The sequence below is a fragment of the Variovorax sp. GW823-FHT02B07 genome, assembly GCF_058797695.1.
The window spans coordinates 1,433,726-1,451,190 of the sequence record NZ_JBXAJX010000001.1; the positions used below are offsets into that span (position 1 = coordinate 1,433,726).

A 17,465-nucleotide genomic window follows, 5' to 3' on the forward strand; every position below is an offset into this window, starting at 1 on the left:
ACGCCACGGGCCACCCCTGCTGTCCGCTTTACCTGAGAGATTCGCCCCACGATCGGGGTTTGCTCCTTCGGTGGGCCGCATGCAATGCCACGGCCTCTCTCCAGCAAGGAAACGCCGGTGGTTGCCGGCGTCTTGTCAGTCCTTTTGCCTGAGCGTTCGGGGAACCCCTGCGCCTTCGGCGGCCCCGTCGCGCGGGGCTCTCTCCTGACCCGGCGAGTGTAGTGGATCGTGCGGGGTCAGGGTCTGATCGAACGTCCTCGCGACGAAGTCAGTCAGAGCTAGCTGTTCATTTTTTCGGCGGCGCCGATGGCCGCTGATCTAGCTTTTTTCCAGGAAGGGATGCATGCAATTACCACCAGAGCAACGACAACCACGCTGACGATGAGACCTAGCCAATAGTTTGGCCACCGCGCCTGAGGTAGGACAGGGTCTAACTTCGCAAGTAATTGAAGGAAGAAGGAAATGCAAAGAAAGCCGGCGCCATAACCAAAGTCTGCTTTCTGCTGCCCGAGTTCCGCCGCCTGTTGCTGCCCCCCGTCGTAGAAGGAGCTGGCAATAATTTGAAGCGATTCTCTCTTCATCGCTAGAACGCCATAGCTAAACGAAAAACCACTAGCCAAGCCAAAAAATAAGCCTGTGAGGTCAAGGAACAGGGCAATGCTCATACTCTCTCCAGAAGGGCTGAAAACTCATTCGATTGATGAACCAGCTGAAGGCCTGGAACATCGAATTTTGAGCCGGATGCAAGCTACGCAAGACGCAATATTCCGGACGAGGCTTGTGCTCCGCATAGCAGCCAGATTTGCTCAAAGGGGTGTTCGGCCGGGACCAAGATCCGGGACCGCTGTTCTTGGAAATCGCAGAAGTCCCACAAGGGGAAGGCCGAGCGAATCAAAAGCCAGACTCTAGACGCGCGATACCTCTTGATTGCTTTATCCGCCAAAAGACGGTTTAACGGGGTCAGTACGCGGATATCCAATGGAACCATTGCGGATGTCATCCTCTCCTCTTGCGAGGGTGCTAACGAGCCCGTTCGTCCAAGAAGCTGTTTTACATCGGATGTTGTGCCATACACGTGACCGACCTCGACGTAGACAGCTTCTCCGTCGAGCTCACAATAAGCGTCTGGTTCGGGAGGTTTCCGCAGTTCCTTGAAATGAAAGCGAGACGCTCCTAGCTCGGAGGAAAGTGCTTCCGAAAATTGCCGAAGCGCCCCGGTTTCGAGTTCTTCTTTTTCAAACTGCATGGCGCAGTTTAGGCCAGGTGCGCTGCCGTAGTCGAAGGGCAATTGCGTATCGACGCACTGATCGGAGCAGCTCACATGGAGCGTTCGATGACCTTGGTTTGGCTTTTATGCAATGCGCTTCATGCAACCTTACGTAGGGGGGCGCGGGCCGGGGATTCGAGCCTCAGTGCACGGTTTCCGCCGGCGGCAGCAGCTTGTCGATGCGCTCGCGCAGCGAGTCGGCGCGCTCGGGGCCGGCGGCCTTCTCGATCTCGGAGAGCATCAGCGCGGCGATGGTCAGCATGGCCTCGCGGTCGCGGGCCTCGCGCAGGGCGTCGCGCATCTGGTTGGCGAAGCGCGGGTCGCGGCGCACGAACATGCGCTCGCAGATGTCGAACAGGAACATGCGCGTGGTGGCCAGCGAGCGCTTGCCGTCGAAGCTGTCGGCCGAGGTGGCGACCTGGATCGGCTCGGCGGCGGGGACGGGCGTGGGGGCCGGTGCGGGAGGCGGCGCGACCGGTCGCGCGTCTTGCAGATAGCCCCGCTGCATCAGCCCGTGGATCGCCTGTTCGGCCTCGACGCGGCTGGGGAACAGCGGGCTGAAGTCGGTCAGCGAGCGCCGGCCGTCGGCCATGAGCAGCAGGGCGCGCTCACGCTGGCTGAGCGTGCGCTGCCCGGCCTGGAGTTCGTCGCGTGCCTTCTCGGTCTTGGTGGGGAACATGGCGGCCACAGCTTTCGGAGGTCGAAGGCTGCAGCATCGTTGCAAGTGGTGACATCTTCGTGAACCATTTGCCTTACAGGGACAAGGGGGTGCGCGTCAGTTGCCCGCGCTCTCCTTGCGGATCAGCCAGCGCGTGCCCACGCGCTGCAGCTCGAGGGTCTTGCGGTCGGTTTCGGTGAGCGCGTCGGCGCTGTAGACCTGCCGGAACTGCGCGCTGGCCGAGGTGCCCTGAACGCTGATCACCAGCCCCTCGATGCCCACGCTGATGCGCGACTTGCCCGTGATGCGGGCGCGCCGGTCGGCCTCCCAGCGCTCGCGGGTCTGGCCGCGCGCGGGGGTGAAGTCGCTCGCGTAGGCGGCGAGGTAGCGCTCCACGTCGCGTGCGGACCAGGCGGCGGCCCAGGTGCGCACGGCGCTTTCCACTTCGGCGAGGTGGGTGACGGGATTGGTGGGGTTGGCGGGGGCGGCTGCTGGTGCAACGGCTGCAACGGGCGCAACGGGTGCGGTGGCCGGCGTGGCCGCGATACCGGCGGTGGCCAGCAAGCCGGCAGCGACAAGGCTGCTGCCCTGGGCGACGATTCGGTGCATGGCGTCCTTCTCTTTCCTTCTTCTTGTCTGTCAGGCTCGACGTCGAAGCTTGCGTCGATTCTGGCAGTGAAAGAGAGCGCGTGCGGCGTTGAATCGCCCACGGATTTCGGTGGTTCGTGGATCAGGGCGTGTGCACAGGACACCGGGTACTTCCCTCCGCGAATGTCCCCCGCCTTCGGCTCCTCCTTGATTTCGCTGCGGGAAGCACCCAGTGCCCTGTGCACGGTGGGCGCTGCCGTTGCGCGGGAAAGGAACTCAACTCAGGCCGCCGCAGCCTCGCCCGCCATCACCTGCACCGTGCGGTTGCGCAGCCGCAAGGCCAGCACGGTCGCCACGCACAGCACGCACAGCACCACCGTGAGCGTCACGCCGAGTCCGCGTGCATCGGACAGCAGGCCGAACAGCGGCGACACCAGCCCGCCGACCGAAAGCGCGAGGCCGAGCGTGATGCCGCTGGCGGTCGCCGGGTTGCGCGGCAGGTAGTCCTGCGCGAGCGTCACCTGCGCGGCGAAGGGCAGGAACATGCTCATGCCGAGCCACGCCGTGCAGGCCAGCGCCGCGCCGGGCGTGGAGGCGAGCACGAGGCCCGCCATGGCCGGCAGCGCGAGCAGGTAGCCGCAGCGGATCGTGCCCATGCGCCCGATGCGGTCGCCGAGCCAGCCGCCGGCCAGCGTGCCCACGGCCCCTGCGGCGGTGAAGGCGGTGAGCGCCGCGGCGCCCTGGAAGGTGCTGCCGTGCAGGTCGCGCGTGATGCGCAGCGAGAGCATCGACAGCACCGTGACGTAGGGGATCGACCAGCCCACGATGGTCGCCACCAGCAGGCTGAAGGCGCGCCAGTCGTTGTGCGGTTTCAGCACCTGGGCGCGGGCCTGCGCGGCGCGCGCCGCCGCGGCTGCCGCGTTGTTGGCGACGGCACCGCGCCGCGCGTTCGCTGCGACCCACACCACGCCCATCGCCACCGCGGGAATGCCCAGCAGGTAACTGCGCGACAGGCTGCCGCCGCCGACCACCGTGGCCGCCAGCACGGGCGCGAACGAGGCGCCGATGGTGCCGCCCACCGAGAACACGCTCATCGCCTTCTGCGAGGCGCCGCCGGCCGCGCGCGCGGCCACGGTGGCGGGCGGGTGGTAGGCCGCGATGCCCAGCCCGCACAGCGCGACCGCGATCCAGGTCAGCAGGTAGCTCTGGCTCAGGCCCGCCAGCACCACGCCCAGCGCTGCCACCAGGAAGCCCACGGGCACCAGCCAGGCGCGCGGGTGGCGGTCGGCGTACAGGCCGAACAGCGGCTGCACCACGCTCGACAGCCCGGTGGCCGCCAGCATCAGGCCGCTCACGGCCGTGTAGCTGTAGCCGCGCTCCAGCACCATGAAGGGCAGCAGCGCGGGCACGAGGCCCTGGTAGAGGTCGTTGACGGCATGGGTGCCGGTGAGCAGCCCGAGTCGGCGCGTGTTCATGCGATGGCTTCTTTCTTCGATGTCCGGTTTGAGAAAAAGGGAGGAAAAGCCATCGTAGGAAGACACGGAAAGATGTTCTCGCTACGAATGTGCAAACATCGTCGTGAAATGGACAAACTGAATCTGCGCCCCGACGAGGGCGAATCGACCCCGCGCGCGGTGGCCGTGCTGGCCACCGATCCGGCGGGCGACGCCTTCATTCCGCCGCATGCGCACCGGCGCGGGCAGCTCATCCACGCGATCTCGGGCGTGATGATGGTCGGCGCCGCGGCCGGCAGCTGGGTGGTGCCGCCGGGGCGCGGCGTCTGGGTGCCGCCGGGCATGACGCACCAGATCCGCATGGCGGGCGAGGTGAAGATGCGCACCGTCTTCGTCGAGCCCGGCACGCGCGCCGACCTGGGCGCCGAGTGCCGCGTGATCCATGTGGGTGCGTTGCTGCGCGAGCTGATCGTGGCGGCCGTGTCGCTGCCGCTGGACTACCCGCCGGGCGGGCGCGACGAGCGCGTGATGGAGCTCATCCTCGACGAGATCGAGGCCGCGCCCGCGCTGTCGCTGCATGTGCCGATGCCGCGCCACGCACGCCTGGCCGCGCTGTGCGAGGCGCTGATCCGCGACCCCGCGCAGCCCGCCACGCTCGACGGCTGGGCCGCGCGGCTGCACATGAACGCGCGCACGCTGGCGCGGTTGTTCGAACGCGAGACCGGCATGACCTTCGGTGCGTGGTGCCGCCAGACGCGGCTGCTGCTGAGCCTGCCGCGGCTGGCCGCGGGCGCGTCGATCCTGGAGGTGGCGCTGGCGCATGGCTACGAGAGCCCGAGCGCCTTCACCGCGATGTTCCGCCGCACGCTCGGCGTGCCGCCGAGCCAGTACCTGCACCCGCCGGCCTGAGGCGAGTGGGGGCGCGGACGGGAGCGGCCTGCGCCGCTACTTGAACCCGAGCGCGCGCGGCAGCCAGGTGCTGAGCATCGGCACGAAGGTCAGCAGCATCAGCACCGCGCCGTGCGCCCACAGGAAGGGCACCAGTTCCTTCACCAGCGCCGACATCGGCACCTTCGACACGTTGCAGGTCACGAACAGCAGCCCGCCCACCGGCGGCGTGATCATGCCCAGCGTGAGGTTGAAGATCACGATCATCGCGAAGTGCACCGGGTCGACGCCCAGCTTGATCGCCACCGGCGCAAGAATCGGCGCCAGCACCATCACGCCCGGCAGCGGCTCGATGAAGATGCCGAACAGCAGCAGGAACACGTTGACGATGATCAGGAACATCCACGGCGAGAGGTTCATGCTGATGAGCCATTCGGCCATCTGCTGCGGAATGCCCTCGATGGTCAGCACCCAGGCGAACGAGGCCGACAGCCCGATGATGATCAGCACCGACGCCGACAGGAGGGCCGAGCGCGACAGGATGTCGGGCAGCATCTTCCACTCGAGCGTGCGGTAGATGAACTTGCCGCACACCAGCGCGTAGAACACCGCCACCACCGAGGCTTCGGTGGGCGTGAACCAGCCGGCGCGCATGCCGCCCAGGATCACCACCGGCAGCAGGATGGCGGGAATCGCCTTCCAGGTCGTGATGAGAATCTCGCGCAGCGGCGGTGTCTGGCCGTCGCCCTTGTAGTTGCGCTTCTTCGAGACGTAGAAGTTCACGACGCACATCGCCACCGCGATCAGGATGCCCGGCACGATGCCGGCCACGAACAGCTGGCCGACCGACACGGTCTCGTCCTGCAGCGCGTAGATGATCATGATGATCGAGGGCGGAATGATCGGCCCCACGATGGCCGTGGAGGCCGTCAGCGCCGCCGCGTACGAGCGGTCGTAGCCGGCCTTGTCCATCATCTTGATGAGCATCGAGCCGGGGCCGGCCGCGTCGGCCAGCGCCGAGCCCGAGATGCCCGAGAAGAAGGTCAGCGACACCACGTTGGTGTAGCCCAGCCCGCCGCGGCGGTGGCCGACGAACTGGCCCGCAAAGCGCAGCAGCACCTCGGTGAGCGAGCCGCCGCTCATCAGTTCGGCGGCCAGGATGAAGAAGGGCACGGCCATCAACGGGAAGCTGTCGATGCCGGTGAAGGTTTCCTTCAGCAGCACCATCAGCGGGTAGCTTTCCGCGAGGATCAGGGTGGCGGCCGTGGCCAGGCCGAGCGCGAAGGCCACGGGCACGCCGATGGCCAGGAACACGCAGGCGGAGACGATCAGGACAATGCTGGCATCCATGGTCTGCTCCTTACAGCGAGGCCGACGCGTTGGCGTCGAAATGCGCGTCGGACGCGAACTCGCGGTGCAGCACATAGCCGCGCACCACCAGCAGCCAGTGCACGATCAGCAGCACGCCGCCGATCAGCATCGCGCTGTAGATGTAGGCGAACGGAATCTGTGTCACGGCGGTGAGCTGGAACATCGTGCGTTCCATGTAGAGCCAGCCGTACCAGACCATGAAGCCGAAGAAGGCGAACAGCAGCCCGGCCACCACGATGCGAACCGCCACGGCCGCGGGCCGGGGCAGGGCATCCTGAAGGTTCTCGACGGCGATGTGGCCGCCGTAGCGCAGCACCGGTCCGGCGCCCAGGAAGGTGAGCCAGATCATCATGTGGCGCGACACCTCTTCGGCCCATTCGATCGACTGGTTCGTGGTGTAGCGCAGCACGACGTTGGTGAAGATGATGACGGACATGGCCGCCAGCAGGAGGATCAGCGCCCACCGGTTGGCGGCGAGAAAGTAGCGCTCGAAGGCTTGCACGTTGTGGTTCTCTGTGGTGTCGGAAATGCGAAGCGCCCGGCACACTGAGGCGGGCCGGGCGCGGTCGGGGCGGAGCGGTCTTACTTGACGTCCGTGATCTTCTTGATGTTGTCGGCGCCGAATTCCTTGGCGTAGCCCACGTAGGCCGGCTTCAGGGCTTCGCGGAAGGCCGCGCCGTCGACGGTGCGCGTGACCTTCATGCCGTCTTTCTCAAGCTGGGCGATGCCGTTGTTCTCGTCGTCGTTGACCTTCTTGCGCTGTGCGATCGAGGCCTTCTTCGCCGCTTCGGTGAACACCTTCTTGTCGGCATCCGAGAGCTTGTTCCACACCTTGGGCGACAGCAGCAGCAGCGCCGGCGAGTAGACGTGGCCGGTGAGCGACAGGTGCTTTTGCACCTGCGAGAACTTCGAGGACAGGATCACGGGAATCGGGTTTTCCTGGCCGTCGACCGTGCCTTGCTGCAGCGCGCCGAACAGTTCCGGGAAGGCCATCGGCGTGGGCAGGATGCCGAAGGTGCGGTAGCCGTCCATGTGCACCTTGTTTTCCATCGTGCGCATCTTCAGGCCGGCCGCGTCGGTGGGCTTGACGATGTCGCGCTTGCTGTTCGTCATGTGGCGGAAGCCGTTTTCGGTCCAGGCCAGCGCGATGATGCCCTTGCTCGGGAACTTGGTCAGGATGTCCTGGCCGATGGGGCCGTCCATGACCTTGCGGGCGTGGTCGTAGTCGCGGAACAGGAAGGGGATGTCGACGATCTTGACCTCGGGCACGAAGTTGCCCACGGGGCCGGTCGAGGTGTTCAGCAGGTCTTGCGTGCCGAGCTGGATTGCCTCGATCTGCTCGCGCTCGCCGCCCAGCGCCGAGTTGGCGAAGTGCTGGCACTTGAAGCGGTTCTGGGTGTTCTTCTCGACCTCTTCGCAGAACACGGTGGAGCCCACGCCGTAATGCGATTCCTTGGACGTCGCATAGCCGATCTTGAGAACGGTGGGTTGCTGCGCGAGGGCGGCGCTGCCCAGGGCGAGCGAAAGGCAGGCGGCGGCGATGTGGCCGAATTTCATGGTGTCTCCGGGGAGTTGGGGGTCGAAAGCGCGTCAGGCGCAGGTCAGGAAATGACTATGCACCAATAACCAGTTTGACCGCGTCGGGACTTTCACGGACGTAGGCGCGGATCACCGCGTCGAAGCTCTCGTCGGCCGTGAGGCCGAGGGCCCGGGCGCGCGGCGTGTCGAAGCGCCCGGGCCAGGTCTTGACGATGCGGCGGATGGCGGCGTCGGGTGTGCGGTCGAGCAGGTCGGTGGCGGCGCGGCCCGCCACGCGTTCGAGCGCGGCGGCCATTTCGCCCACGGTGGTGGCCAGCGAGGGCAGGTTGAGCGCGGTGCGCGGGCCCCAGTCGGCGTCGCTGGCCTCGGCGGCGCGCACGATGCCTTCGATGGTCCGGGCCGGCGAGGCGATGGCCACGGGCGTCTCGTCGGGCACCGGGCAGGCCGCGCGCAGGCCGGCGAGCGGCTCGCGGATCATGCCGCTGAAGAAGCCCGAGGCCGCGCCGTTGGGCAGGCCGGGGCGCACGCTCACCGTCATGAGGCGCACGCTGCGCCCCTGCACGAAGCCCTTGCGCGTGTAGTCGGCCACCAGCTGCTCGCCGATGAATTTCTGGATGCCGTAGCTGGTCTGCGGCGTGGGCAGCGTGTGGTCGTCGATGAGCGCGGGCAGCGGCTGTTCGGGTGAATCGCCGAACACGGCGAGCGAGCTGGAGAACACCAGCACCGGGCGCGTGCCGAGCGCGCGCAGCTTCTCGAGCAGGCCGTGCGTGGCGGCGAAGTTGCTGCGCATGCCCAGGTCGAAGTCGGCCTCGCATTCGCCGCTGACGGCGGCCGCGAGGTGGAACACCGCGTCGGCCTCGCGCCAGAAGGTGGCGCCGTCGTCGGCCAGCTGGGCGTTGAGGTCGCCGGTGGCGGCCGCGATGCGCGGGTTGGCCGCGAGGTCGGGCGGCGGCGGCGCGCGGTCGACCAGCGTGATGCGGGCGATGTCGCGGGCGGGGGCGCCGGCGAGCGACAGCTGGCCCAGGGCCAGGAGGGTGCGCGCCAGGCGTGCGCCGAGAAAGCCGGCGCCGCCGGTGATGACGATGTGCATGGGGTCCTGTCTCCTTGTGTGCTTGTGTCGCGAGGATAGCGTCGGTGGTATCGCACAATTTGCGCATGCCCATGCTGCCTCCCGATCTCCTCGCCACCCTGCGTTTGCCTGTGCTCCAGGACGCCGACCTCGACACCCAGGCCTCCTTCTTCAAGCGGCCGGAGGTCCGTGGGCTCTACTTCGAGGTGGTGGAGGGCTCGGCGAAGGACGAGGTGCTGCGGGCCGCCGTCGCGCAGCTCGGCGAGCTGCATCCGCACCGGGCCGCGTTGCTGGCGGTGTTCTGCGGCGCGCTGGTCGAGAACGGCGCCGATCCGCAGCTCATGTTCGACGCCGTGCGGCAGCTGATGGGGCGCCTGCTGGCGTCGCTGGCGCCTTACTGCGCGGCGCAGCCTTACGAACCCGACGAAGACGACGAAGAACCGCAGGACGAGGCGGAACTCGCCGCCTGGCAGGCCGCCGAAGCGGCGCTCGCGGCACTGTCGCCGCAGGCGCGTTTCGAGGTCGATGCGCTGCAGCGCGCGGTCGACCTGCTGGTGCTGCCGCTCATGACCATGGTGGTGCGCGACGTGCGCAATCACCAGTCGCTGGTGGCGGACGCAGGCCTGCTCGCGCACATCGAGGCGATGTACGCCAACGACTCGCTGTCCTTCGAGGCCTTGCACTTCCTGCGCGCCGCGGCCCAGCTGTCGTACGAGGACGAACTGGTGGTTCTGCTGCCGGCGTCGCGCGCGGGCATGGTCGTTCGCGCCCAGGGCATCAACAACAACTTCCACGCCTTCTCGCTGCTGCAGGACCTGATGGAAACGCACGCCCAGACGTTGGGCATCCGGCAGCCGCCGCGCACGCGCCGCGACGCGGACAGCGATGCCGCCGCCTTCCTCTGGCTGCAGGCGACGGCCTTCGCCCAGGGCGAGCTGGTGGACCGCATGGCGTGGTCCTGGGGGGAGGGCACGCTGCGCGAGAACGCGCGCCGGCAGGGGCGGCTGGTGCTCGTCGCGCTGGAGACGGACGACAAGCCCGCGCGCGGCTGGAACGGGTTCACCCACGTGCTGCACGCCGAGCAGAACCCGCAGGTGTCGCTGGTGCACTTCCTCACGCCCGACGAGGTCGCCGCGTACCTCGCCTGAAGCGCCATGAAAAAAGCCCTCCGAAGAGGGCTTTCTGATGTGTCTTGAGGGGCGCCTTACATGCCCACGTAGTTCGGGCCGCCACCGCCTTCAGGCGTGACCCAGACGATGTTCTGCGTCGGGTCCTTGATGTCGCAGGTCTTGCAGTGCACGCAGTTCTGCGCGTTGATCTGCAGGCGCTCCTTGCCGGCGCTGGCTTCGTCGGGCACGAACTCGTACACGCCGGCCGGGCAGTAGCGGCTTTCGGGGCCGGCGAACTTGGCGAGGTTGACGTTGACCGGCACCGAGGCGTCCTTCAGCGTCAGGTGGGCGGGTTGCTGCTCTTCATGGTTCGTGTTGCTGATGAACACGCTGGAGAGGCGGTCGAAGGTGAGCTTGCCGTCCGGCTTCGGATAGACGATGGGCTTGCACTCGGCGGCCGGCTTCAGATACTGGTGGTCGGGCTTGTTGCGGCGCAGGGTCCATGGGATGTGGCCCTTGAGCAGCCACTGCTCGACACCGTTCATGACCGTCGCGATGCCCAGGCCCTTCTTGAACCAGGCCTTGAAGTTGCGCGCCTTGTTCAGCTCGGTGTAGAGCCAGCTCTTCTCGAACGCGGCGGGGTAGGCCGTGAGTTCGTCGTGCTGGCGGCCGGCCATGACCGCGTCGAACGCGGCTTCGGCGCACAGCATGCCGGTCTTGATGGCGGCGTGGCTGCCCTTGATGCGGCTCACGTTCAGGTAGCCGGCCTCGCAGCCGACCAGCGCGCCGCCCGGGAACACCGTCTTGGGCAGCGACATCAGGCCGCCGGCCGTGATGGCGCGCGCGCCGTAGCCGATGCGCTTGGCGGGCTTGATGCCCTTGGCTTCGTCGCCCTCGAGGTACCAGCGGATGTTGGGGTGCAGCTTCCAGCGCTGCATTTCCTCGAACGGGCTCAGGTACGGGTTGCTGTAGTCCAGGCCCGTGATGAAGCCCATCGTGACCTTGTTGTCCTCCATGTGATAGAGGAATGCGCCGCCGTAGGTGTTGTTGTCCATCGGCCAGCCGGCCGTGTGCAGCACGAAGCCGGGCTGGTGGCGCTTGGGATCGATTTCCCAGACTTCCTTGACGCCCAGGCCGTAGGTCTGCGGGTCGCGGCCTTCGTCGAGCTTGAACTTGGCGATCAGCTGGCGGCCCAGGTGGCCGCGCGCGCCTTCGGCGAACACCGTGTACTTGCCCAGCAGCTCCATGCCAAGCTGGAAGTTCTCGGTGGGCTCGCCGTCCTTGCCGACGCCCATGTTGCCGGTGGCCACGCCGCGCACCGAGCCGTTCTCGTTGTAGAGCACTTCGGCGGCCGGGAAGCCCGGGAAGATTTCCACGCCCAGGTTCTCGGCCTGCTGCGCCAGCCACTTGGTGAAGGCGCCCAGGCTGATGATGTAGTTGCCGTGGTTCTGGAAGCAGGCCGGCAGGAAGGCGTTGGGCGTGCGCAGGCCCGACTTCTCGCTCAGGAACACCATGGCGTCGTCGGTCACGGGCTGGTTCAGCGGGGCGCCGAGTTCCTCCCAGTCGGGCAGCAGCTCGTTGAGCGCGCGCGGGTCCATGATGGCGCCCGACAGGATGTGCGCGCCGGGCTCGGAACCCTTCTCGAGCACCACGACGGAGATTTCCTTCTCCTGCTGGGCGGCGAGCTGCTTGAGGCGGATCGCGGTCGAGAGGCCGGCGGGGCCGCCGCCGACCACGACCACGTCGTATTCCATGGCTTCGCGAGGGCCGAACTGGGCGAGGATTTCGTCGTGCGTCATGTGGGTTGGGTCGATAATGATTTTTAGAGGCGCGGGGGCGTCCCGGTTCGCCGGGCATTTTATGCGGCGTCCGGCGGGGGCCTTGTCGCCGGCAGGCGAGGCGCCTTGCGTCACCTGCGCGACTCCACAGGATTCAGCTCATGGCTTACAGCATCGATCTCTCCGGCCGCGTGGCTTTCGTCACCGGCGCCTCCAGCGGACTGGGCGCCCAGTTCGCCAAGACACTGGCCCGTGCCGGCGCCGCCGTGGTGCTGGCCAGCCGCCGCGTCGAGAAGCTCAAGGAGCTGCGCGCACGCATCGAAGGCGAGGGCCATGACGCCCACGTGGTCGAGCTCGACGTGACCGACATCGGCAGCATCAAGGCCGCCGTGGCGCGCGCCGAGACCGAAGTGGGGCCCATCGACGTCCTGGTCAACAACTCGGGCGTGAGCGCCACGCAGCGCCTGCAGGACGTCACGCCCGAGGACTACGACTACATCTTCGACACCAACGTGAAGGGCTCCTTCTTCGTCGCGCAGGAGGTCGGCAAGCGCATGCTGGCGCGCGCCCAGGGCAAGGCGCCGGGCACCTACATCGGCGGACGCATCATCAACATCGCGTCGTCAGCGGCGCTGAAGGTCATGCCGCAGATCGGCACCTACTGCATGAGCAAGGCCACCGTGGTGCAGATGACCAAGGCCATGGCGCTCGAATGGGGCCGCTTCGGCATCAACGTGAACGCGCTGTGCCCGGGCTACATCACGACCGAGCTCAACGAGGAGCACTGGAGCACCGAAGGTGGTGCCAAGCTGGTCAGCATGCTGCCGCGCAAGCGCGTGGGCAAGCCCGAAGACCTCGACGGCCTGATCGTGCTGCTGGCCAGCGGCGAGAGCCATTTCGTGAACGGCGCTGTCATCGCGGCCGACGACGGGTTCGCCCTCTGAGCCCCCGAGCCTGGATCGGCATTGCCGCCGGCCTGGGCGCGGGCGCGCTCTGGGGCCTGGTGTTCGTGGCGCCGCGCATGGTCGGCCACTTCGGCATGGTCGACATCACGGCGGCGCGCTTCGCGGTGTTCGGCGCGGTGTCGGCGCTGGCGGTGTTCGCGCGGCCCGCGGCCGTGCGCTGGCCCACGGGCCGGCAGGCGCTGGCGGCGCTCGGCCTCAGCGTGCTGGGCTTCAGCGGCTACTACCTGCTGCTGGCCTTCGGCATCGCGGCGGCGGGCACCGAGGTGCCCAGCCTCATCATCGGCACGATCCCCGTCTGGATGATGCTGCTGGGCCGGCCCGCGGGCCTGCACATGCGGGCCTTGCTGCCCGGCCTGCTGCTCACGGGTGCGGGCATCGCGCTGATGATCTGGGGCGCGTGGTCGGCGCAGCACGGCGCGGGCGGTGGTGGCGGCGGCGCGCGCTTCGGCTGGGGCATTGCGCTGGCGCTGTGTTCGATGGTGAGCTGGACGGTCTACGGCCTGCTCAACGCCGCCTGGCTGCAACGGCACCGCGAGGTGCACGCGGCCGACTGGGCCAACTGGCTGGGCATCGCCACCGGCCTCGGGGCCTTGTTGCTGTGGGCGGTGGCGGGCAGCGATGTCGCCACGCTGCAGTCGCAACCCGACGGCATGCTGTTCATCTGGATCGCGCTGGCGAGCGGCTTCGGCTCGTCGTGGCTCGCGACCATTCTCTGGAACGTCGCGAGCCAGCGCCTTTCGGCCAGCCTGTGCGGCCAGCTCATCGTGAGCGAGACGCTGTTCGCCTTGCTCTATTCCTTCCTCTGGGACGGCCGCTGGCCGCAGGCCACCGAATGGGTGGCGGCGGCGCTGTTCGTCCTGGGCATCCTCGCATCCATCAAGGCCCACCGATGAGAATCGAAATCCCCGAAAAGAAGAAGCTCGTGTACGAGATGTCGATCCCCATCCGCTGGGGCGACATGGACGCCATGGGCCACCTGAACAACGGCACCTACTTCCGCTACCTCGAAACGGCGCGCATCGACTGGATCCGCTCGCTCGGTGTCGAGCCCACGCCGGGCGGCGAAGGCATGGTGATCGTCAACGCCTTCTGCAACTTCTACCGCCAGATCGAGTACCCGGGCAACGTGCGGATCAAGATGTACGTGAGCGACCCCGGGCGCACCACCTTCGAAAGCTGGGCCACCATGGTCCGCGAAGACGCGCCCGACGTGCTCTGCGCGGCCGGCGGCGCCACCACCATCTGGGTCGATTTTCCGAAGCAGAAGGCGCTGGCGCTGCCCGACTGGCTGCGCGAGATCGTCAGCGACTGAAAGCGCGCTGACGAAAAATCTCAGGCCGGCCGCAGCACGATGCGCGCCTCGAAACCGCGCGCCATGCCGGGCGGCGGCGAGGCCAGCTCCAGCGTCGCGTTGTGCTTCTCGACGATGGTGCCCACGATCGACATGCCCAGGCCGTAGCCGGCGCGGTCCGAGCCGTGGCGCACATGGCGCTGGTGCAGCGACCGCAGCTGCTCGGCGCTGACGCCGGGGCCGGCATCGCGCACCACCAGCACGCACGGCGCCGCCACCTCGATCGTCACGCGGCCGTCGCCGCTGTAGCGCAGCGCGTTCTCCACGAGGTTGCGCAACGCGATCGCCAGCGCATCGACGTCGCCGAAGGCCACGGGCGCCGCGCTGTCGGGCACCTTGAGCTTCAGGCGTTCGTTGATCTGCGGGTCTTGCCAGAACTCCTGTGCCACCGTGCCCGCCAGCTGCACCAGGTCGACCCGCGCCCGCGCGAGCGAGGCGCCCGATTCGGCGCGCGACAGCTGCAGCAGTTTTTCGGCGCGGTGGCTCAGCATCTGCAGCGCCTGCAGCGCGCCTTCGACGTCGGTGCGCTTCAGGTCGTGGTCGAGCGCGGTCTGCAGCCGCAGCCGCGCGGCGGCCAGCGGCGTGCGCAGCTCGTGCGCGGCATTGGCGGCCAGCGCGCGCTCCACGTCGAGCGACTGCGACAGCCGCTGCAGCAGCCGGTTGACATGGTCGCCCACTGCGCGCAGCTCCTGCGGCAGGCCGGGCAGGGTGATGGGGCGCAGGTCCGCGCCGTTGCGCTTCTCGATCTCGGCGGCCAGCTGCTGCAGCACGCGCAGCTCGGTGCGCGCCACGCGGCGCAGCACCAGCGCCAGCAACGGCAGCACCGCGCCGAGCGGGATGATCAGGCCGAACAGCGTGCGGTTCAGCGCGCGGCGGCGCTCGTCGAGCGGGTCGGCCACCTGGAAGTACAGGCCCAGCGTGGGGTGGCGCACGGTGTAGATGCGCCAGGTCTGGTTGTTGGCGAAGCCGGCGGCCAGCGGCACGTCGAAGGCGTCGTCGGGCGCCTCGGCCGAGCGCAGCAGCACATGCTCGTGCACGTCGACCACCTGGTACATCACGGCGTCTTCGGAGAACAGCTGCTTGGGTGCAATCAGCGGCGTGTCCTGCTTGCCGCTTTCATGGCGCAGGCGCAGCTTCTCGAGCTCCTGCACCGCCATGTCGAACATGCGGTGCGACACCTCCACCAGCTCGTTGTCGAAGTTGTGGTTGATCTCGCGGTCCACGTACCAGACCACGGCGAGCACGCACAGCAGCCACACGCCGCCGACCCACAGGATCAGCGTGCGCGTGAGGCGCCCGGCCAGCGAATCGCGGCGGTCGTGCAGCAAGGTGCCGGTCATTCCTCGTCGTCCGCAGAGAACGACAGCCGGTAGCCCAGGCCGCGCAGCGTCTGGATGTGGCTGCGCCCGAGCTTGCGCCGCAGCCGGCTGATGAACACCTCGAGCGTGTTGCTGTCGGCCTCGTCGCCGAAGCCGTACAGCGCATCGGCCAGGTTGTCGCGCGTGTGGATGCGCTCGGGCCGCGTGGCCATCACGCGCAGCAGGGCCCATTCCTTCTGCGTGAGCACGACGGGCACGCCGTCCTTGCGCACGCGGTCGTGCGCCAGGTCGATCTCCAGCGTGCCCAGCTGCAGCACCGGCGAGGTGTTGGCGCTGCGCCGGCGTTCCACGGCGCGCAGCCGCGCGAGCAGCTCGGCCGGGTCGTAGGGCTTGATGAGGTAGTCGTCGGCGCCGGCATCGAGGCCGCGGATGCGGTCGGTGACCTGGTCGCGGGCCGTGAGCACGATGACGATGGGCGGCTCGCGCAGCGCGCGCACCTGCGGCAGCAAAGAGAGGCCGTCGCCGTCGCCCAGGTGCAGGTCGAGCAGCACCGCCGCGTACTGCACCGAGAGCAGGGCGCCGCGCGCCTCGGCCAGGCTGGGGGCCACGTCGACGACGAACGCCTTGGCGACGAGGTAGCTGCAGACCGCGTCTGCCAACGAACTGTCATCTTCGACCAGCAAGATTCGCACGCGGTGGCCCTTACAAAAACTCGAAGTCTAGCGCCGCCCCTCTGGCGATCGCGTCAGGAATCGTTCAGGTCGCTTCAGACTGGGTTCATCCCGCGTGCGTAGGCTCGCGCCAGTCTGTTCCGAGGCCTGTTTTTCTTCATGACCCGTCGTACCCCGCATCTCCGTCTCGGAGCCCTGACCTTGCTTGCCCTGGCCCTGCTGATGATCTGGGACGCCCTTGGCGGCGACCTGCCGCTGGCCCGCCTGGCCGGCACGCCGATGGGCTTTCCCTGGCGCGAGAACCCCTTCCTGGTCCACGTGATGCACGAGGGCGCGAGAAACCTCAGCTGGCTGCTGGTGATCGGCCTGTTCGCCGCCATCCGCTGGCCCGTGGGCGTGCTGCGGCGCCTGGGCACGGGCGCCCGCGTGCAGCTGGCGCTGACGGTGCTGGCCTCGGTGCTGGCCGTGAGCCTGATCAAGCACGCGAGCGACACCAGCTGCCCCTGGGACCTGAAGGAGTTCGGCGGCGTGGCGCGCTACGTGTCGCACTGGGCCTGGGGCCAGGACGACGGCGGGCCGGGCGGCTGCTTCCCGGCCGGCCATGCGTCGGCCGCCTTTGCCTACCTCGGCGGGTATTTCGTGCTGCGGCATGTAGCGCCGCGTGGGGCCATCGTGTGGCTGTGCGTGGCGCTGGTCGCCGGGCTCGTTCTGGGCGTGGCGCAGCAGATGCGCGGCGCGCATTACATGAGCCACACGCTGTGGACCGCCTGGGTCTGCTGGAGCGTCGGCTTCCTCATCGAGCTGGTGGCGACGCGCCGCCGCACGTCTCCTCCCATCGAGCGCACCGCGCCCCTGCATGCAAGCCCTTGATTTCGCCCTGTTCAGCTGGATCAACGCCTCGGCCTCCGCGCCGGCGTGGAGCTTGCGGTTCGCGATGTTCGCGTCCGACGTGCTGCCGACCCTGCTGGCGCTGTCCATCGCGGCCGCAGCGGCCTTCGATCGCCGCTGGCGCCACGCCTTCTTCACCGCACTGGTCAGCGTGCTCGTCGTGTGGCTGGTGGTGAACGTGTTCCGCTCGGTGCTGCCGTTCCCGCGGCCCGCGTTCTACGGCCTGGGCATCCAGTGGGTGCCGCAGGGTGCGCGCCCGGGCTTCCCCAGCCTGCATGCGGCCGGCACCTTCGCTGCCGCCTTCTCGCTGTGGTGCCTGCCATGGCGCACGCCGATGCGGCTGGCCCTGGTGGCGGCGGTGGTGGTGGCCTGGAGCCGGCTGTACCTGGGCCTGCATTTCCCGACCGACGTGACGGCCGCCGCGATCCTGGCGGCGCTGGTCTCGATCGTGGTGGAGCGCGGCATCAGCCGCCCCGCCGGCCGCGCGGTGTCGCGCAGCCCGCGCCTGCGTCTGCTGCGCCGCGCGCGCATCGGCCGAGCCTGAATGCGC

19 protein-coding genes and 2 riboswitches are annotated in these 17,465 nt (G+C 68.1%); of the genes, 7 read left to right on the forward strand and 12 right to left on the reverse strand.

Going from position 1 to position 17,465, the window contains the following annotated elements; genetic code table 11:
* Positions 1-9: 9 nt before the first annotated feature.
* Positions 10-114, reverse strand: a riboswitch (glycine riboswitch).
* Between the two features lie 12 nt (positions 115-126).
* Positions 127-217: riboswitch (glycine riboswitch) on the reverse strand.
* Positions 218-278: 61 nt separating this feature from the next.
* The 5 genes from AC1RGU_RS06755 to AC1RGU_RS06775 all read right to left on the reverse strand — a co-directional run bounded on the left by AC1RGU_RS06755 (position 279) and on the right by AC1RGU_RS06775 (position 3,988).
* Positions 279-665, reverse strand: coding sequence for a hypothetical protein (locus AC1RGU_RS06755; protein WP_095947434.1), 387 nt, complete (start codon positions 663-665; stop codon positions 279-281).
* A gap of 83 nt (positions 666-748) precedes the next feature.
* A complete protein-coding gene (locus AC1RGU_RS06760) occupies positions 749-1,246 on the reverse strand; it encodes a hypothetical protein (RefSeq protein WP_307583950.1) in 498 nt (165 codons plus the stop codon).
* A gap of 163 nt (positions 1,247-1,409) precedes the next feature.
* Positions 1,410-1,946, reverse strand: coding sequence for a hypothetical protein (locus AC1RGU_RS06765; RefSeq protein ID WP_492695569.1), 537 nt, complete (start codon positions 1,944-1,946; stop codon positions 1,410-1,412).
* Between the two features lie 96 nt (positions 1,947-2,042).
* A complete protein-coding gene (locus AC1RGU_RS06770) occupies positions 2,043-2,534 on the reverse strand; it encodes a L,D-transpeptidase Cds6 family protein (protein ID WP_492695571.1) in 492 nt (163 codons plus the stop codon).
* Between the two features lie 260 nt (positions 2,535-2,794).
* Entirely contained in the window at positions 2,795-3,988 is a 1,194-nt protein-coding gene (locus AC1RGU_RS06775) for an MFS transporter (RefSeq protein ID WP_492695573.1), read from the reverse strand.
* A 108-nt stretch (positions 3,989-4,096) separates the two neighbouring features.
* On the opposite strand from AC1RGU_RS06775, the gene AC1RGU_RS06780 reads away from it, so the two are divergent.
* The gene (locus tag AC1RGU_RS06780) at positions 4,097-4,876 is read left to right on the forward strand and encodes an AraC family transcriptional regulator (RefSeq protein WP_492695575.1); all 780 of its coding nucleotides are present in this window, start codon (positions 4,097-4,099) and stop codon (positions 4,874-4,876) included.
* Positions 4,877-4,912: 36 nt separating this feature from the next.
* Here the strand turns inward: AC1RGU_RS06780 and AC1RGU_RS06785 are convergent, their stop codons facing one another.
* The 4 genes from AC1RGU_RS06785 to denD form a co-directional block, all read right to left on the reverse strand.
* A complete protein-coding gene (locus tag AC1RGU_RS06785; protein WP_062474420.1) occupies positions 4,913-6,205 on the reverse strand; it encodes a TRAP transporter large permease in 1,293 nt (430 codons plus the stop codon).
* 10 nt (positions 6,206-6,215) lie between these two features.
* Complete coding sequence (locus AC1RGU_RS06790; protein ID WP_354346484.1) at positions 6,216-6,728, reverse strand: TRAP transporter small permease; 513 nt, start codon at positions 6,726-6,728, stop codon at positions 6,216-6,218.
* 80 nt (positions 6,729-6,808) lie between these two features.
* A complete protein-coding gene (locus AC1RGU_RS06795; RefSeq protein WP_139706933.1) occupies positions 6,809-7,783 on the reverse strand; it encodes a TRAP transporter substrate-binding protein in 975 nt (324 codons plus the stop codon).
* 55 nt (positions 7,784-7,838) lie between these two features.
* The gene (gene denD / locus AC1RGU_RS06800; protein WP_070059377.1) at positions 7,839-8,855 is read right to left on the reverse strand and encodes a D-erythronate dehydrogenase; all 1,017 of its coding nucleotides are present in this window, start codon (positions 8,853-8,855) and stop codon (positions 7,839-7,841) included.
* Between the two features lie 65 nt (positions 8,856-8,920).
* Here denD and AC1RGU_RS06805 point away from each other — a divergent pair, with 65 nt between their 5' ends.
* Positions 8,921-9,982, forward strand: coding sequence for a hypothetical protein (locus tag AC1RGU_RS06805; RefSeq protein ID WP_492695578.1), 1,062 nt, complete (start codon positions 8,921-8,923; stop codon positions 9,980-9,982).
* Between the two features lie 56 nt (positions 9,983-10,038).
* Here AC1RGU_RS06805 and AC1RGU_RS06810 read toward each other — a convergent pair whose 3' ends face one another.
* Positions 10,039-11,742 (reverse strand): electron transfer flavoprotein-ubiquinone oxidoreductase, encoded by a 1,704-nt coding sequence (locus AC1RGU_RS06810; RefSeq protein WP_062474428.1) that lies wholly within the window; start codon positions 11,740-11,742, stop codon positions 10,039-10,041.
* A 140-nt stretch (positions 11,743-11,882) separates the two neighbouring features.
* Here AC1RGU_RS06810 and AC1RGU_RS06815 point away from each other — a divergent pair, with 140 nt between their 5' ends.
* From AC1RGU_RS06815 to AC1RGU_RS06825, 3 genes are all read left to right on the forward strand, one after another.
* A complete protein-coding gene (locus AC1RGU_RS06815) occupies positions 11,883-12,665 on the forward strand; it encodes an SDR family oxidoreductase (RefSeq protein ID WP_159272254.1) in 783 nt (260 codons plus the stop codon).
* A gap of 77 nt (positions 12,666-12,742) precedes the next feature.
* Positions 12,743-13,579 (forward strand): DMT family transporter, encoded by an 837-nt coding sequence (locus tag AC1RGU_RS06820; protein WP_492678263.1) that lies wholly within the window; start codon positions 12,743-12,745, stop codon positions 13,577-13,579.
* Positions 13,576-13,998, forward strand: coding sequence for an acyl-CoA thioesterase (locus AC1RGU_RS06825; protein WP_070059373.1), 423 nt, complete (start codon positions 13,576-13,578; stop codon positions 13,996-13,998). The genes AC1RGU_RS06820 and AC1RGU_RS06825 overlap by 4 nt, the downstream gene beginning before the upstream one ends.
* Before the next feature lie 20 nt (positions 13,999-14,018).
* Here AC1RGU_RS06825 and AC1RGU_RS06830 read toward each other — a convergent pair whose 3' ends face one another.
* Positions 14,019-15,377, reverse strand: coding sequence for a sensor histidine kinase (locus AC1RGU_RS06830; protein ID WP_492695579.1), 1,359 nt, complete (start codon positions 15,375-15,377; stop codon positions 14,019-14,021).
* The gene (locus AC1RGU_RS06835; protein WP_062474437.1) at positions 15,374-16,048 is read right to left on the reverse strand and encodes a response regulator; all 675 of its coding nucleotides are present in this window, start codon (positions 16,046-16,048) and stop codon (positions 15,374-15,376) included. Before AC1RGU_RS06835 ends, AC1RGU_RS06830 begins: the two co-directional genes overlap by 4 nt.
* A 138-nt stretch (positions 16,049-16,186) precedes the next feature.
* Between AC1RGU_RS06835 and AC1RGU_RS06840 the strand changes: the two genes are divergently transcribed.
* A complete protein-coding gene (locus AC1RGU_RS06840) occupies positions 16,187-16,897 on the forward strand; it encodes a phosphatase PAP2 family protein (protein ID WP_492695581.1) in 711 nt (236 codons plus the stop codon).
* Complete coding sequence (locus tag AC1RGU_RS06845; RefSeq protein ID WP_070059370.1) at positions 16,884-17,459, forward strand: phosphatase PAP2 family protein; 576 nt, start codon at positions 16,884-16,886, stop codon at positions 17,457-17,459. Before AC1RGU_RS06840 ends, AC1RGU_RS06845 begins: the two co-directional genes overlap by 14 nt.
* Positions 17,460-17,465 lie beyond the last annotated feature (6 nt).

Excerpts from the sequence above, each read along its gene's own strand:
- AC1RGU_RS06755 (WP_095947434.1), bottom strand. The coding sequence starts at position 665 with ATGAGCATTGCCCTGTTCCTTGACCTCACAGGCTTATTTTTTGGCTTG.
- AC1RGU_RS06760 (WP_307583950.1), bottom strand. The coding sequence starts at position 1,246 with ATGCAGTTTGAAAAAGAAGAACTCGAAACCGGGGCGCTTCGGCAATTT.
- AC1RGU_RS06765 (WP_492695569.1), bottom strand. The coding sequence starts at position 1,946 with ATGTTCCCCACCAAGACCGAGAAGGCACGCGACGAACTCCAGGCCGGG.
- AC1RGU_RS06770 (WP_492695571.1), bottom strand. The coding sequence starts at position 2,534 with ATGCACCGAATCGTCGCCCAGGGCAGCAGCCTTGTCGCTGCCGGCTTG.
- AC1RGU_RS06775 (WP_492695573.1), bottom strand. The coding sequence starts at position 3,988 with ATGAACACGCGCCGACTCGGGCTGCTCACCGGCACCCATGCCGTCAAC.
- AC1RGU_RS06780 (WP_492695575.1), top strand. The coding sequence starts at position 4,097 with ATGGACAAACTGAATCTGCGCCCCGACGAGGGCGAATCGACCCCGCGC.
- AC1RGU_RS06785 (WP_062474420.1), bottom strand. The coding sequence starts at position 6,205 with ATGGATGCCAGCATTGTCCTGATCGTCTCCGCCTGCGTGTTCCTGGCC.
- AC1RGU_RS06795 (WP_139706933.1), bottom strand. The coding sequence starts at position 7,783 with ATGAAATTCGGCCACATCGCCGCCGCCTGCCTTTCGCTCGCCCTGGGC.
- denD (WP_070059377.1), bottom strand. The coding sequence starts at position 8,855 with ATGCACATCGTCATCACCGGCGGCGCCGGCTTTCTCGGCGCACGCCTG.
- AC1RGU_RS06805 (WP_492695578.1), top strand. The coding sequence starts at position 8,921 with ATGCCCATGCTGCCTCCCGATCTCCTCGCCACCCTGCGTTTGCCTGTG.
- AC1RGU_RS06810 (WP_062474428.1), bottom strand. The coding sequence starts at position 11,742 with ATGACGCACGACGAAATCCTCGCCCAGTTCGGCCCTCGCGAAGCCATG.
- AC1RGU_RS06815 (WP_159272254.1), top strand. The coding sequence starts at position 11,883 with ATGGCTTACAGCATCGATCTCTCCGGCCGCGTGGCTTTCGTCACCGGC.
- AC1RGU_RS06820 (WP_492678263.1), top strand. The coding sequence starts at position 12,743 with ATGGTCGGCCACTTCGGCATGGTCGACATCACGGCGGCGCGCTTCGCG.
- AC1RGU_RS06825 (WP_070059373.1), top strand. The coding sequence starts at position 13,576 with ATGAGAATCGAAATCCCCGAAAAGAAGAAGCTCGTGTACGAGATGTCG.
- AC1RGU_RS06830 (WP_492695579.1), bottom strand. The coding sequence starts at position 15,377 with ATGACCGGCACCTTGCTGCACGACCGCCGCGATTCGCTGGCCGGGCGC.
- AC1RGU_RS06840 (WP_492695581.1), top strand. The coding sequence starts at position 16,187 with ATGACCCGTCGTACCCCGCATCTCCGTCTCGGAGCCCTGACCTTGCTT.
- AC1RGU_RS06845 (WP_070059370.1), top strand. The coding sequence starts at position 16,884 with ATGCAAGCCCTTGATTTCGCCCTGTTCAGCTGGATCAACGCCTCGGCC.